Here is a 13,901-nt window from a genome sequence, read left to right on the forward strand (position 1 = left end):
TTTTTGCCGCTGCCCAGCGGCAGCGGCGTCGAAAAACCGTCTTATTGGGCGTTCAGCGCCTGGCCATTGATTTCGCGGCTGTCGGCACCCAGCAGGTAGAGAAATACCGGCATGATGGCGGCGGGCTCGGGATTGGTCTCCGGCTCTTCGGCCGGGTAGGCCTTGGCCCGCATGGCGGTGCGGGTAGCGCCGGGGTTGACGCTGTTAACCCGGATATTGCTGGTACCGTCCTGCTCGTCTGCCAAAACCTGCATCATGCCCTCCAGAGCGAACTTGGATACTGCATAGGGGCCCCAGTAGGCGCGCCCTGTGCGACCAACGCTGGATGACACCATGACTACCGAGGCGTCACCAGCGACGCGCAGTAATGGCATCATCGCCTTGGTCAGCAGGAATGGGGCGTTGACGTTGACCTGCATGGCCTGCAGCCAGTCTTCGGTTTTGATCTGTTCGAACGGGGTGCGCGGGCCGCCCAGCAGGGCGGCGTTGTGGACCAGGCCGTCGAGTCGACCGAAGCTGTCGAAGAGCTGGTCGGCCAGGTCCTCGTAGTCCTTTTCAGTTGCGGTTTCCAGGTTGAGTACGCAAATGGCCGGTTGCGGCTGGCCCGCGGCCTCGATCTGATCGTATACCGCTTCCAGTTTGCTCAGGCTGCGGCCGATCAGTACTACGGTGGCGCCGTGAGCTGCGCAGCTCAGGGCGCAGGCCTTGCCAATTCCGTCGCTGGCGCCGGTGATGAGGATGACCCGATCCTTGAGCAGGTCGGTCGGGGCATGATAGTCGAACATGTTACTTCTCCTGTTGGCGTAACTGCATCAGCCAGGGATGCAATGCCGCTGCCTCGTGAATACTATGGTCAGCCTGCCAGGTACTGGGGTCGTCGCCGGGCGGCAGATAGCCGTACAGCGCTGCAACGGTCAGCATGCCGGCGGCGCGTCCGGCCTGAATGTCGCGCAGGTGGTCACCAATGAATACCGAATCGCGCGGCTCTACTCCCATCTCGACACAGGCTTTGAGCAAGGGTTCCGGGTGAGGTTTTGACTGGCTGACCTGGTCTGGGCAGACCAGGCTGGCGCAACGCTGACCAATCCCCATGGCGTCCAGTAATGGCACACTGAAGCGACTTAGCTTGTTGGTAACCACGCCCCAGGGCAGGCCTTCGCTATCGAGCCAGTCGAGCAGAGCTTCGATGCCCGGGTAGAAGCGGGTATGTACTGCCAGCTGGCGGTCATAGCGTTGCAGAAAGTCTTCGCGAAGCTCATGGAAGCCGGGTGCCTGCGGGTTCAGTTCGAAGGCGGCGCAGAGCATGCCGATCGAGCCGTCCGATACCCGGCTGCGCACCTGATCTTCGGGCGCTGGCGGCAGGCCGCGTTCGGCGCGCATGACCTGGATGATGTCGACGAAGTCGCCTGCGGTATCCAACAGGGTTCCATCGAGATCGAACAGGACGCTGGTGATCATGACTACAGGCTCCGCTGGCAGTGAATCATGTAGTTGACGTCAACATCCTGCTCCAGGCGGTAGATCTTGGTCAGCGGGTTGTAGGTCAGGCCAGTGATGTCCTGCAGGTCCAGACCGGCTTCGCGGCTCCAGGCGCCCAGTTCAGCAGGACGGATGAATTTGGCGAATTCGTGAGTGCCGCGCGGCAACATGCGCAGTACGTATTCAGCTCCGACGATGGCGAACAGGAATGACTTGGGGTTGCGATTGATGGTCGAGAAGAACACCTGGCCGCCGGGTTTGACCAGTGTGGCGCAGGCACGGATCACCGATGAGGGGTCGGGTACGTGCTCGAGCATTTCCATGCAGGTCACCACGTCGAACTGGCCGGGGAGCTCTTCGGCCAACTCTTCAGCAGTGCACTGGCGATAATTGATCTCGACGCCGGATTCGAGCTGGTGCAGCCGGGCTACGCCAAGCGGCGCTTCGCCCATATCGATGCCGGTAACCTTGGCGCCACGCTGGGCCATGGCTTCGGCCAGGATGCCGCCGCCGCAGCCAACGTCAAGTACGGTCTTGCCGGCCAGGCCGGCGCGCTGGTCGATCCAATTGGTGCGCAGTGGGTTGATTTCATGCAGTGGGCGGAATTCGCTGTTGCGGTCCCACCAGCGGCTGGCCAGCGCCTCGAATTTGGCGATTTCAGCGCGATCGACATTAAGCATCCTGGGTATCCCCTTGTTGAATACGTTGAGCCCAGTCCCGGGCCTGGGCAAGCAGTGGCTCCAGTTCGAAGTGAGTCAGTTGTCGGTCGCGGACCCTTTCCCGGCCGGCAACCCATACGTCACTCACCTGGCTGGCGCTGCAGGTATAAAGCAGTTGTGATAATGCATGATACACCGGTTGGCGGCCGGGGCCCTCGAGTTCTACGGCGATCAGGTCGGCGGCCTTGCCGGGTTCCAGTGAGCCGATGCGCTCGCTCAGGCCCAAGGCCTTGGCGCCAGCCAGGGTAGCCATATGCAGGGCGGCGTGGGCATCCAGGGCAGTAGGTTGACCGCTGACACCCTTGGCCAGCAGGGCGGCTGTGCGCAACTCGCCAAGCATATCCAGATCGTTGTTGCTGGCTGCACCGTCGGTACCGAGCGCAACGTTGATACCTGCCTCCAGCAGGCGTTGGGTCGGGCAGAAACCGCTGGCCAGTTTGAGGTTGGATTCCGGGCAGTGGATCACCTGCACATCGAAGGCCTGAAGCAATTCAAGATCATTGTCGTCCACCTGGGTCATGTGCACGGCTTGCAGACGCGGGCTAAGTAGCCCCAGATCACGCAGGCGCTGAAGCGGGCGTCGTCCATCCTGTTGCAGGGCCTGATCGACTTCGGTTGCGGTTTCGTGCACATGCATGTGGACAGGCAGATCCAGTTCGTCGGCCAAAGTGCGGATTCGGGTCAGGGTATCATCGCCAACCGTATAGGGTGCGTGTGGGCCGAAGGCAATGCTGACCAGTGCACTGTGGCGTAGTTCGTCATGCAGGCGCAGGCCTTGACTGATGGCGTCGTTGGCGTCGCGGGCCCCGGGGATCGGGCTGTCGACGACCGGAAAGGCAATTTGTGCGCGGATTCCGCGCTCCTGCGCGACCTGGGCGGCCACTGCTGGATAGAAGTACATGTCGGCAAAGCAGGTGGTGCCGCCCAGCAGCATCTCCGCTACGGCCAGTTCGGTACCGATACGCACGAACTGTTCGTCGACCCAGCGGCCTTCGGCTGGCCAGATATGCTCCTGCAGCCAGGTCATCAGGGGCAGATCGTCGGCCAGGCCGCGCAGCAGGCTCATGGCGGCATGACCGTGGGCATTTACCAGGCCCGGTATTAGCAGATGATTGCCGAGCTCGCGCCACTCGCGTGGGCGTAGGTCGCCGCAGGCGCTTTGCGGCACAATGGCGAGAATGTTGCCCTGATGAATGGCCAGTGCGTGATCCGTCAGAAGTTGGCCGGCAGGTACTACCGGAGCGATCCAGCGTGCGCTGATCAGCAGGTCGAATTCGTTGGGTATCTGGAACATGGGCACAATACCTGCCTGGGTTGCGGTGTGGCGCAGTATACCCTCCGACAAGGTGTTATTGCTGCCCGGTGAGGTGTGTATGCAGGGTATAATCAGCGACTTTGATCATGCCGGCCTCCTGTCGGCAGTGGCTGGAGATGTGCATGTCACCGGATTTCACGTTGTTGCCCGAGACGTTCAAGGCGGTTGAGTGGTGCTCTGACTGCCTGCGTTTACTGGATCAGCGGCATTTGCCTGGGCAGGAGTTGTATCAGGATTGCGACGATGCGTCACAGGTTGCGGCGGCGATCCGTGACATGGTGGTGCGTGGTGCGCCGGCGATTGGTGTGGCTGCTGCTTATGGTATTGCGCTGGCGGCCCGGCGGATTGCTCAGGCTGACGATTGGGAATCTGCCCTGGCGGACGACTTTGCCTGTCTGGAGGTGGCTCGGCCAACTGCGGTAAATCTGACCTGGGCGTTGCGCATGATGCGAGAACAGTTGCGACGCCTGCCGGCTGATGCCGATGTGCCTGCCCGCTTGCTGCAAGCTGCCGAGGAAATCCATGCCGGTGATCGTGAAGCCAATCTCAGCATGGCGCGCTTGGGCTTGCAGGTGCTGCGCCGGCATGGGCGTGGCAAACAGAAAGTGCTGACCCACTGCAATGCCGGAGCCCTGGCCACTGGCGGTTACGGTACAGCGCTTGGGGTTATCCGGGCTGCTCATGCGGCCGGAGTGCTTGAGCGGGTCTATGCCGATGAAACCCGGCCCTGGCTGCAGGGTGCCAGGCTGACGGCCTGGGAGCTGGTACGCGGAGGGGTGCCGGTCACGTTGCTGGCGGATGTCACTGCAGCCCATCTGATGAAGACCGAAGCGATCAGTTGGGTCATCGTGGGTGCTGACCGGATCGCGGCCAATGGCGATGTGGCCAACAAGATCGGCACCTATTCGCTGGCTGTATTGGCCATGCATCATGGGGTGCGGTTCATGGTGGTGGCGCCAACCTCGACCATCGACATGAGTCTGGAAGAGGGTGAGCTGATTCCGTTGGAAGAGCGCTCGGGTGATGAGTTGTTGCAGGTCGGTGGGCAGGATCTGACAACTGGTGCCGAGGTGTTCAATCCGGTGTTCGATGTTACGCCGGCCGACCTGATTGACGTGATTGTGACCGAAAAGGGCATTGTCGAGCGCCCCGACGCCCGCAAGCTGGCCGAGCTTATGAGTACCCGACGCCTGCACTGACTGGTTCTTGGCGCCGGGCGCTTTCGCGCTCCCTCCCTTACCTCGTCTGTGGTATGCTGCTGGGCTTTGATCGGGCGTGGTCCGGATCGCTCGACACAGAGTTTCGCCGGGCGCCGAGAGCCCCTTCGCGCACTGAACCAAAGCTATAGGCATCAGCAGGTTGCCGACTAATAAAGGAATGCCGTTTCATGGGTGAACTGGCCAAAGAAATCCTTCCAGTCAATATCGAAGACGAGCTGAAACAGTCCTACCTCGATTACGCTATGAGCGTCATCGTCGGCCGGGCACTGCCGGACGTGCGTGACGGCCTCAAGCCCGTACACCGGCGCGTGCTGTTCGCCATGAGCGAGCTGGGCAACGACTGGAACAAGGCATACAAGAAGTCCGCCCGTGTGGTCGGTGACGTGATCGGTAAATACCACCCGCACGGCGACTCGGCCGTTTATGACACCATCGTGCGGATGGCGCAGGACTTCTCCATGCGTTACCCGCTGGTTGACGGGCAGGGCAACTTCGGCTCGATCGACGGTGATAATGCCGCCGCCATGCGTTATACCGAAGTGCGGATGGCCAAGCTGGCACATGAGCTGCTGGCCGATCTGGACAAGGAAACCGTCGACTGGGTGCCCAACTATGACGGCACTGAACAGATCCCCGAGGTTTTGCCGACCAAGGTCCCCAATTTGCTGGTCAACGGTTCCAGCGGGATTGCCGTGGGCATGGCTACCAATATTCCGCCGCACAACCTGACCGAAGTGATCAATGGCTGTCTGGCGCTGATTGCCAACCCCGATCTGGGTGTTGACGAGCTAATGGAGTACATTCCAGGCCCCGACTTCCCCACCGCCGGCATCATCAATGGCCGCGCCGGTATCGTCGAGGCCTATCGCACTGGTCGCGGGCGCATTTATGTGCGGGCGCGCTGTGAAATCGAAGATATCGACAAGGTCGGTGGGCGTCAGCAGATCATCATCAACGAGCTTCCCTATCAGTTGAACAAGGCGCGGCTGATCGAGAAGATCGCCGAGCTGGTCAAGGAGAAGAAGCTCGAAGGTATCACCGAGCTGCGTGATGAGTCCGACAAGGACGGTATCCGGGTGGTGATCGAGCTGCGTCGTGGCGAAGTACCGGAAGTGGTACTCAACAACCTCTACGCCCAGACCCAGATGCAGAGCGTGTTCGGCATCAATATTGTCGGCCTGCTCGACGGCCAGCCAAAGATCCTGAATCTCAAGGAACTGCTCGAAGCCTTTATCCGTCACCGTCGTGAAGTGGTGACCCGGCGCACCGTGTACGAGCTGCGCAAGGCCCGTGAGCGCGGCCATATCCTTGAAGGTCAGGCGGTAGCCCTGTCCAATATCGACCCGGTCATTGAGCTGATCAAGGCATCGCCGACTCCGGCTGAGGCCAAGGAACGCCTGATTGCCACAGCCTGGGAACCGGGCGCCGTGGTGGAGATGGTCGAGCGCGCTGGCGCCGAGTCCTGCCGCCCGGAAGGGCTCGATGAGCAGTACGGTCTGCGTGAGGGCAAGTACTACCTGTCACCGGAGCAGGCTCAGGCAATTCTGGAATTGCGTCTGCACCGCCTGACCGGTCTGGAGCACGAGAAGCTGCTGGGCGAGTACCAGGAAATTCTGGTTCAGATTGGCGAGCTGCTGCGTATCCTCAACAGCCAGGAACGGCTGATGGAAGTGATCGTCGAAGAGCTGGAGCAGGTCAAAACCAGCTATGGCGATGAGCGCCGTACCGAGATCGTTGCTTCGCGCCTGGACCTGACCATTGCCGACCTGATTACCGAGGAAGATCGGGTAGTCACCATTTCCCATGGCGGTTACGCCAAGAGCCAGCCGCTGGCCGACTATCAGGCGCAGCGCCGTGGTGGTCGGGGCAAGGCCGCCACCGGGGTCAAGGACGAGGACTACGTTGAACACCTGCTGGTAGCTCACAGTCATACCACCCTGCTGCTGTTCTCCAGCAAGGGCAAGGTCTACTGGCTCAAGACCTATGAGATTCCCGAGGCCTCGCGCACCGCTCGAGGCCGGCCGCTGGTCAATCTGCTGCCGCTGGACGAAGGTGAGAAGATCACCACCATGCTGCCGGTTGATGAGTACACCGAAGGCTGGTTCATCTTCATGGCCACCGCCAATGGTACGGTCAAGAAAACCCCGCTGGAGCAGTTCAGTCGCCAGCGTAGTGTTGGTCTGATTGCCCTGGATCTGGATGAGGGGGATCGACTGATTGCCGCCGCGCTGACCGATGGTCAGCGTGAAGTCATGCTGTTCTCCGATGGCGGCAAGGTGACTCGCTTCCAGGAATCCGACGTGCGGGCCATGGGGCGGACTGCCCGGGGTGTCCGTGGCATGCGTCTGGCCGAGGGGCAGCGCCTGGTGTCGATGCTGATTGCCGAAGCGGATACCCAGATCCTGACGGCTTCCGAGCGTGGTTACGGCAAGCGTACCGCGGTCGAAGAGTTCCCGCAGTACAAGCGTGGTGGCCAGGGCGTGATCGCCATGGTGACCAATGAACGCAACGGTCCGTTGGTCGGGGCGATCCAGGTGGTCGATGGTGACGAGATCATGCTGATTTCCGATCAGGGCACGCTGGTCCGTACCCGGGTCAGTGAGGTCTCCAAATTGTCGCGCAATACTCAGGGTGTGACTCTGATCAAACTGGCCAATGGCGAGAAGCTTGTTGGTCTGGAGCGCGTACAGGAGCCGGAAGAAAGTGACGAGTTGCTCGATGAAGATGCCGTGGCTGATGGCGTTGACGTCGAGGTCAAAGAGTCTGGTGACGGCGGTGAGCCGCCAGTGAGTGAGCAGGAGTAACAGGCATCGTGAGCAAGCGTTTGTTCAATTTCTGCGCCGGCCCAGCGGCGCTGCCCGAAGCGGTGCTGCAGCAGGCCCGCGAAGAGTTGCTGGATTGGCAGGGCAAAGGTTTGTCTGTGATGGAAATGAGCCATCGCAGCGACGAGTTTGTCGGCATCGCCGAGCGCGCTGAGCAGGATCTGCGTGATCTGCTGGCGATTCCGAACAACTATAAGGTGCTGTTCCTGCAGGGCGGAGCCAGCCAGCAGTTTGCCCAGATTCCGCTCAATCTGCTGCCTGAGGGTGGCAGGGCCGATTATATCGACACCGGTATCTGGTCGGCCAAGGCCATCGAGGAGGCCTCGCGCTTCGGTAACGTACATGTTGCCGCCAGTGCCAAGGGCCATGACTACTTCGCAATTCCCGGGCAGAACGACTGGCAGCTCTCCGGCGATGCCGCCTATGTACACTACACCCCGAACGAGACCATCGGTGGGCTGGAGTTCAACTGGGTGCCGGAAGTGTCTGCGCCCTTGGTGGCAGACATGTCCTCGAACATACTGTCGCGTCCGCTTGATGTATCGAAGTTCGGTCTGATCTATGCCGGTGCGCAGAAAAATATCGGTCCCAGCGGCCTGGTAGTGGTAATCGTGCGTGAAGATCTGCTCGGTCGCGCGCGGGCCAGTTGTCCGACCATGCTCGACTATGCCGTGGCGGCCAAGAATGGCTCGATGTACAACACCCCGCCGACCTTCGCCTGGTACCTGTCCGGGCTGATTTTTCAGTGGCTCAAGCAGCAGGGTGGGCTGGAAGGGATGAAGCGCGTCAACGATGCCAAGCAGCGCAAGCTGTATGCCGCCATCGACGCCAGTGGGCTGTACAGCAACCCGATCAATGTCGCTGATCGCTCGTGGATGAACGTACCGTTCCGCCTGGCAGATGACCGCCTGGACAAGCCGTTCCTGGCTGGCGCCGAGGAGCGTGGGCTGCTTAATCTGAAGGGCCATCGCTCGGTCGGTGGTATGCGTGCGTCAATTTACAATGCGGTGCCGGAAGCGGCAGTGGATGCACTGGTGGCCTACATGGCCGAATTCGAGAAACAGCACGGTTGAACCCATGTCCGACGAAGCTCAACTCAAGGCCCTGCGTAATCGCATCGACAGCATCGACGAAAAAATTCTCGAGCTGATCAGTGAGCGCGCGCTCTGTGCCCAAACCGTGGCGCAGGTCAAACAGAAGGCCCTGCCTGAGGGCGAGAAAGCGGTTTTTTACCGTCCCGAGCGTGAAGCCTGGGTACTCAAGCACATCATGGAACTGAACCAGGGGCCGCTCGACAACGAGGAAATGGCGCGCCTGTTCCGCGAGATCATGTCTGCCTGCTTGGCCCTGGAAGAGCCGCTCAAGGTTGCCTATCTGGGGCCGGAAGGTACCTTTACCCAGGCGGCGGCGCTGAAGCACTTCGGACATTCGGTGATCAGCGTGCCAATGGCGGCGATCGATGAAATCTTCCGTGAAGTGGCCGCCGGTGCAGTGCAGTTCGGCGTAGTGCCGGTGGAAAACTCCACTGAAGGCGCGATCAACCACACGCTGGACAGCTTCCTCGAGCACGACATGGTGATCTGTGGCGAAGTCGAGTTGCGCATTCATCATCACCTGCTGGTCGGCGAAAATACCAAGACCGACAAGATTTCCCGGGTCTATTCGCATGCCCAGTCGCTGGCCCAGTGCCGCAAGTGGCTGGATGCCCATTACCCGAATGTTGAGCGGGTGGCGGTGGCCAGTAACGCCGACGCGGCCAAGCGGGTCAAGGGGGAGTGGAATTCGGCGGCGATTGCCGGTGACATGGCCTGCGAACTCTATGGCCTGAGCAAGATCGCGGAAAAGATCGAGGACCGTCCGGACAACTCCACACGGTTCCTGATCATTGGCAACCAGAAGGTGCCGCCGACCGGCGACGACAAGACTTCGGTCATCGTCTCCATGCGCAATAAGCCGGGCGCGCTGCATCATCTGCTGGAACCGTTCCATACTAATGGCATCGACCTGACCCGGATCGAAACCCGGCCCTCGCGCAGCGGCAAGTGGACCTACGTATTCTTCATCGACTTCATCGGTCATCAGCATGACCCGCTGATCAAGGATGTGCTGGAGAAGATCAACGACGAGTCGGTGGCGCTGAAAGTGCTGGGCTCCTACCCGAAGGCAGTGTTGTAACACGGCCGATTCCCTCGGCCTGTGCGGAGCGCATATGAGCTGTGATTTTCTTGCCCTGGCCCTGCCCGGGGTGCAAAAGCTGTCTCCCTATGTCCCCGGCAAGCCGGTGGAAGAGCTGGCGCGCGAATTTGGTTTGCGCGCCGAAGACATCGTCAAGCTGGCCAGCAATGAGAACCCGCTTGGCCCCAGTCCGCTGGCGGTGGAAGCGATCAAGGCGAGTCTGCCGGAGCTGACCCGCTACCCGGATGGCAATGGCTTTGCGCTCAAGCAGGCGCTGTCGCGCGTGTTTTCTCTGCAGCCTGAGCAGTTGACCCTGGGTAATGGCTCCAACGACATTCTTGAGCTGGTAACCCGGGCGTTTGTTTCGCCCGAGCATGAGGTGGTGTTCAGTGAGCACGCCTTTGCCGTCTATCCGATCGTGACTCAGGCGGTTGGAGCCAAGGCAGTGGTGGTGCCGGCGCGCGATTGGGGGCATGATCTGGAGGCGATGGCGGCGGCCATTACTCCAGCGACCCGGCTGGTGTTCATCGCCAACCCGAACAATCCGACTGGCACCTGGCTTGGCAAGCCAGAGCTGGAAGCTTTTCTGGCCAAAGTGCCGGAGCGGGTCATCGTGGTGCTCGATGAGGCGTACACTGAATACGTCGAGGATGCCGATTTTCCGCGTGGTTTTGACTACCTGACGCAGTATCCCAACCTGCTGGTGTCGCGGACCTTCTCCAAGGCCTACGGTCTGGCAGCGCTGCGGGTGGGCTACGCCGCTAGTCATCCTCAGGTTGCCGACGCGCTGAATCGGGTGCGTCAGCCGTTCAATGTTAACAGTCTGGCGCTGGCCGCTGCGCTAGCCAGTCTCGGCGATCAGGCCTACCTTGAGGCCAGTCGGGCGATCAATCGCGAAGGGATGTTGCAGTTAGAGCACGGCTTTCGGGAGCTGGGGTTGAGCTGGATTCCCTCACGCGGCAACTTTGTTGCCGTCGATCTGGGTTGCGAGGCTGCCCCGGTGTTCCAGGCGCTGTTGCGCGAGGGTGTGATTGTGCGCCCGGTGGCCAACTACGGCATGCCCAATCATCTTCGGGTCACTGTTGGTCTGGGGATGGAGAATCAGCGCTTCCTTGAGGCGCTGACCAAGGTGCTCGACCGTGGTTGATGTCAACAGCCTGTCATCTTCTGTACCGACAATCGGTCGCCTTGCGGTAATCGGTCTGGGCCTGATCGGTGGTTCGTTTGCCAAGGGCATTCGCCAGGCTGGTGTGTGCGCTGAGGTTGTCGGTTGTGATCCCGATCCGATGGCGCGCCGGCTGGCCTTGCCGTTGGGGGTGGTCGACCGGGTGACCGACAATCTGGCTGAGGCGGTGCGTGATGCGGATGTGATTCTGCTGGCTGTGCCGGTGCTGGCGATGGAAAAGGTGCTGGCCGAACTGGCGACTTTGTCTCTGGGACAAGCGGTGCTGACCGATGTTGGCAGTACCAAGGGGGCTGTGGTCAAGGCGGTTGAGCAGGCCTTTGGTCAGATCCCGCCGCTGTTCGTGCCCGGGCACCCGATTGCCGGCTCCGAGAAAAGCGGGGTTGAGGCTGCTCGCGCCGAGTTGTTCAGGCGGCACAAGGTGATTCTGACTCCGCTGGAGAACACCAGCGAGCAAGCGCTGGAACTGGTCACCCGGCTATGGCATTGCCTGGGCGCAGATGTCGAGGCGATGCCTCTGGCTGACCATGACGAGGTGCTGGCAGCTACCAGTCATCTGCCGCATTTGCTGGCCTTCTCGCTGGTCGACACCCTGGCGGCTCGCAGCGAGAACCTGGAGATCTTCCGCTATGCGGCGGGAGGTTTTCGTGACTTTACCCGGATCGCTGCCAGTGATCCGGTGATGTGGCGTGATGTGTTCCTGGCCAATCGTGATGCGGTATTGCGCAGCCTGGACGACTTCACCCGGGATTTAAGCCGCTTGCGCGAAGCGGTCGAGGGGCGGGACGCCAACACCCTGTTGGGGGTGTTTACCCGTGCCAAGGCTGCGCGTGAGCATTTCAGTACCATTTTGGCCCGCAGGGCGTATATGGAACCTATGCAGACTCAAGCCATCAACTTCATCGCTCAGCCTGGAGGTCGTGTCAACGGCAGTATCCGGGTACCTGGCGACAAGTCCATCTCCCATCGCTCGATCATGCTCGGCTCGCTGGCCGAAGGCGTGACCGAAGTGGAGGGCTTTCTGGAGGGGGAGGACAGTCTGGCGACCCTGCAGGCGTTCCGCGACATGGGCGTGGTGATTGAAGGTCCGCACCATGGTCGCGTTACCATCAATGGGGTAGGACTGCAGGGCCTGCAGGCTCCGCCAGGCCCCCTGTACCTGGGCAACTCGGGAACCTCGATGCGTCTTTTGGCCGGTTTGCTGGCCGGTCAGGAGTTTGACACCGTGCTGACCGGTGATGCGTCGCTGTCCAAGCGCCCGATGGGGCGGGTGGCCAAACCATTGCGGGAAATGGGTGCGCAGATCGAAACTGCAGCAGATGGTCGCCCGCCGTTGCGCATTACAGGCGGCAGCAAATTGATGGGGATGGACTACCAGATGCCAGTGGCCAGCGCCCAGGTCAAATCTTGCCTGTTGCTGGCGGGTCTGTATGCCGGTGGCAGCACGTCGGTGACTGAGCCTGCGCCAACCCGTGATCATACCGAGCGGATGCTCAAAGGCTTTGGTTATCCGATCAAGGTTGAAGGTGCCAAGGCCACTATCGAGGCGGGTCACAAGCTGACTGCATGCAAGATCGATGTGCCGGCGGATATTTCTTCGGCCGCCTTCTTCATGGTTGCCGCCAGTATCGCCGAAGGCTCGGATCTGACCCTGGAGCACGTCGGCATCAACCCGACCCGGGTTGGGGTGATCAATATCCTCAAGGCCATGGGCGGTGATATCGAGCTGTCCAATGAGCGCGAAGTGGGTGGCGAGCCGGTGGCTGATATTCGTATTCGCAGCGCCAAGCTCAAAGGTATCGATATCCCGATTGATCAGGTGCCGCTGGCCATTGATGAGTTCCCGGTGTTGTTCGTGGCCGCAGCCTGTGCCCAGGGGCGTACCGTGCTGCGTGGCGCGGAAGAGTTGCGGGTCAAGGAGTCGGATCGGATCCAGGTCATGGCCGATGGTCTGCAGGCGCTGGGTGTCAGGGCTGAGCCGACCGCCGACGGGATCATCATCGATGGCGGGCCGATTGGTGGTGGCAAGGTAGATAGTCACGGTGATCATCGTATCGCCATGTCTTTCAGTGTTGCCTCACTGCGAGCTACCGGCGACATCCAGATCAGTGATTGCGCCAACGTGGCGACCTCCTTCCCGGGATTCATCGAGCTGGCCCGGTCTGTGGGTATTCAGGTCAGCCTGGAGGCATCGGCGTGACCGAACAAAGCACCCCGGTAATCACCATCGACGGTCCCGGCGGTTCGGGCAAGGGCACTATCGCCGGATTGCTGGCCGCACGCATAGGCTGGAATCTGCTCGACTCGGGTGCCCTGTACCGGTTGCTGGCCTTTGCCGCGCAGAATCATGGTGTCGACCTGACCAACGAGGAAGTGCTTACGCGGCTGGCTGCTCACCTGGACGTGCAGTTCGTGGCTGACGAAGGGCAGGGCGAGCAACGGATCATCCTTGAGGGTGAAGACGTGACCCGTGCCATCCGTACCGAGGCCATAGGTGCTGGCGCTTCTCAGGTCGCCTCCCTGCCAGCGGTGCGTGAGGCTTTGCTGCAGCGCCAGCAGGCCTTTCGCGAAGCGCCGGGGCTGGTGGCCGATGGTCGGGATATGGGGACCGTGGTGTTCAGCGACGCAGAATTGAAGATATTTCTGACCGCCAGCCCGCAGGAACGCGCCGAACGGCGGTACAAGCAGTTGCTGCAAAAGGGCGAAACTGCTAATCTGGCGAGTCTACTCGATGAGATTATGGCGCGTGATGAGCGCGACATGAATCGTAGCGTTGCGCCGCTCAAGCCGGCTGATGATGCGATCATGGTCGATTCTACCGACATGAGCATTGAGCAAGTACTTGAAACAGTTCAGATGGAAGCGCACAAGCGCGGCCTGCTGGGCTGATCAGGAGGGTTCCGTACCGGGTAACCAGCACCACCGGTACGGGCATTTATATCATCAACCCACGCAAGCTGGTGGCGTGGCGGGCTCGGGGCTGCATGG

At 61.0% G+C, this 13,901-nt stretch carries 11 protein-coding genes; 7 read left to right on the forward strand and 4 right to left on the reverse strand.

Features of this window, described 5'->3' with window-relative positions; genetic code table 11:
* Positions 1 to 41 precede the first annotated feature (41 nt).
* From C2846_RS06145 to C2846_RS06160, 4 genes are read right to left on the reverse strand one after another with little or no spacing between them, the layout of a single operon-like run.
* On the reverse strand, positions 42 to 785 hold the full coding sequence (locus C2846_RS06145; RefSeq protein ID WP_080050066.1) for a YciK family oxidoreductase: 744 nt from the start codon (positions 783 to 785) through the stop codon (positions 42 to 44).
* Position 786: 1 nt separating this feature from the next.
* Complete coding sequence (gene gph / locus C2846_RS06150; RefSeq protein ID WP_080050067.1) at positions 787 to 1,458, reverse strand: phosphoglycolate phosphatase; 672 nt, start codon at positions 1,456 to 1,458, stop codon at positions 787 to 789.
* Between the two features lie 2 nt (positions 1,459 to 1,460).
* Positions 1,461 to 2,159, reverse strand: coding sequence for a bifunctional 2-polyprenyl-6-hydroxyphenol methylase/3-demethylubiquinol 3-O-methyltransferase UbiG (gene ubiG / locus C2846_RS06155; RefSeq protein ID WP_119700970.1), 699 nt, complete (start codon positions 2,157 to 2,159; stop codon positions 1,461 to 1,463).
* Complete coding sequence (locus C2846_RS06160; RefSeq protein ID WP_080050069.1) at positions 2,152 to 3,492, reverse strand: TRZ/ATZ family hydrolase; 1,341 nt, start codon at positions 3,490 to 3,492, stop codon at positions 2,152 to 2,154. The genes ubiG and C2846_RS06160 overlap by 8 nt, the downstream gene beginning before the upstream one ends.
* A gap of 143 nt (positions 3,493 to 3,635) precedes the next feature.
* Between C2846_RS06160 and mtnA the strand changes: the two genes are divergently transcribed.
* The 7 genes from mtnA to cmk all read left to right on the forward strand — a co-directional run bounded on the left by mtnA (position 3,636) and on the right by cmk (position 13,802).
* On the forward strand, positions 3,636 to 4,712 hold the full coding sequence (gene mtnA, locus C2846_RS06165) for an S-methyl-5-thioribose-1-phosphate isomerase (RefSeq protein ID WP_119700971.1): 1,077 nt from the start codon (positions 3,636 to 3,638) through the stop codon (positions 4,710 to 4,712).
* A gap of 188 nt (positions 4,713 to 4,900) precedes the next feature.
* Positions 4,901 to 7,537 carry a DNA gyrase subunit A gene (gene gyrA, locus C2846_RS06170; RefSeq protein ID WP_119700972.1) on the forward strand — a complete coding sequence of 879 codons (2,637 nt, stop codon included), beginning with the start codon at positions 4,901 to 4,903 and terminating at the stop codon, positions 7,535 to 7,537.
* Positions 7,538 to 7,545: 8 nt separating this feature from the next.
* Positions 7,546 to 8,628 (forward strand): 3-phosphoserine/phosphohydroxythreonine transaminase, encoded by a 1,083-nt coding sequence (gene serC / locus C2846_RS06175; RefSeq protein ID WP_080050072.1) that lies wholly within the window; start codon positions 7,546 to 7,548, stop codon positions 8,626 to 8,628.
* A gap of 4 nt (positions 8,629 to 8,632) precedes the next feature.
* Entirely contained in the window at positions 8,633 to 9,730 is a 1,098-nt protein-coding gene (gene pheA / locus C2846_RS06180; RefSeq protein WP_080050073.1) for a prephenate dehydratase, read from the forward strand.
* A 34-nt stretch (positions 9,731 to 9,764) separates the two neighbouring features.
* On the forward strand, positions 9,765 to 10,877 hold the full coding sequence (gene hisC / locus C2846_RS06185; protein WP_080050074.1) for a histidinol-phosphate transaminase: 1,113 nt from the start codon (positions 9,765 to 9,767) through the stop codon (positions 10,875 to 10,877).
* The gene (locus C2846_RS06190; RefSeq protein WP_080050075.1) at positions 10,870 to 13,113 is read left to right on the forward strand and encodes a bifunctional prephenate dehydrogenase/3-phosphoshikimate 1-carboxyvinyltransferase; all 2,244 of its coding nucleotides are present in this window, start codon (positions 10,870 to 10,872) and stop codon (positions 13,111 to 13,113) included. Before hisC ends, C2846_RS06190 begins: the two co-directional genes overlap by 8 nt.
* Positions 13,110 to 13,802, forward strand: a complete 693-nt coding sequence (gene cmk / locus C2846_RS06195) for a (d)CMP kinase (RefSeq protein WP_080050076.1) — start codon at positions 13,110 to 13,112, stop codon at positions 13,800 to 13,802. The genes C2846_RS06190 and cmk overlap by 4 nt, the downstream gene beginning before the upstream one ends.
* Positions 13,803 to 13,901: the final 99 nt, after the last annotated feature.

It is taken from the genome of Pseudomonas jilinensis, assembly GCF_003586265.1.
Taxonomy (GTDB): domain Bacteria; phylum Pseudomonadota; class Gammaproteobacteria; order Pseudomonadales; family Pseudomonadaceae; genus Halopseudomonas; species Halopseudomonas phragmitis.

What these genes read in the sequence shown, in the direction of transcription:
- ubiG (WP_119700970.1), bottom strand. Translation starts at nt 2,159, where the DNA reads ATGCTTAATGTCGATCGCGCTGAAATCGCCAAATTCGAGGCGCTGGCC.
- C2846_RS06145 (WP_080050066.1), bottom strand. Translation starts at nt 785, where the DNA reads ATGTTCGACTATCATGCCCCGACCGACCTGCTCAAGGATCGGGTCATC.
- mtnA (WP_119700971.1), top strand. Translation starts at nt 3,636, where the DNA reads ATGTCACCGGATTTCACGTTGTTGCCCGAGACGTTCAAGGCGGTTGAG.
- gph (WP_080050067.1), bottom strand. Translation starts at nt 1,458, where the DNA reads ATGATCACCAGCGTCCTGTTCGATCTCGATGGAACCCTGTTGGATACC.
- pheA (WP_080050073.1), top strand. Translation starts at nt 8,633, where the DNA reads ATGTCCGACGAAGCTCAACTCAAGGCCCTGCGTAATCGCATCGACAGC.
- gyrA (WP_119700972.1), top strand. Translation starts at nt 4,901, where the DNA reads ATGGGTGAACTGGCCAAAGAAATCCTTCCAGTCAATATCGAAGACGAG.
- hisC (WP_080050074.1), top strand. Translation starts at nt 9,765, where the DNA reads ATGAGCTGTGATTTTCTTGCCCTGGCCCTGCCCGGGGTGCAAAAGCTG.
- C2846_RS06160 (WP_080050069.1), bottom strand. Translation starts at nt 3,492, where the DNA reads ATGTTCCAGATACCCAACGAATTCGACCTGCTGATCAGCGCACGCTGG.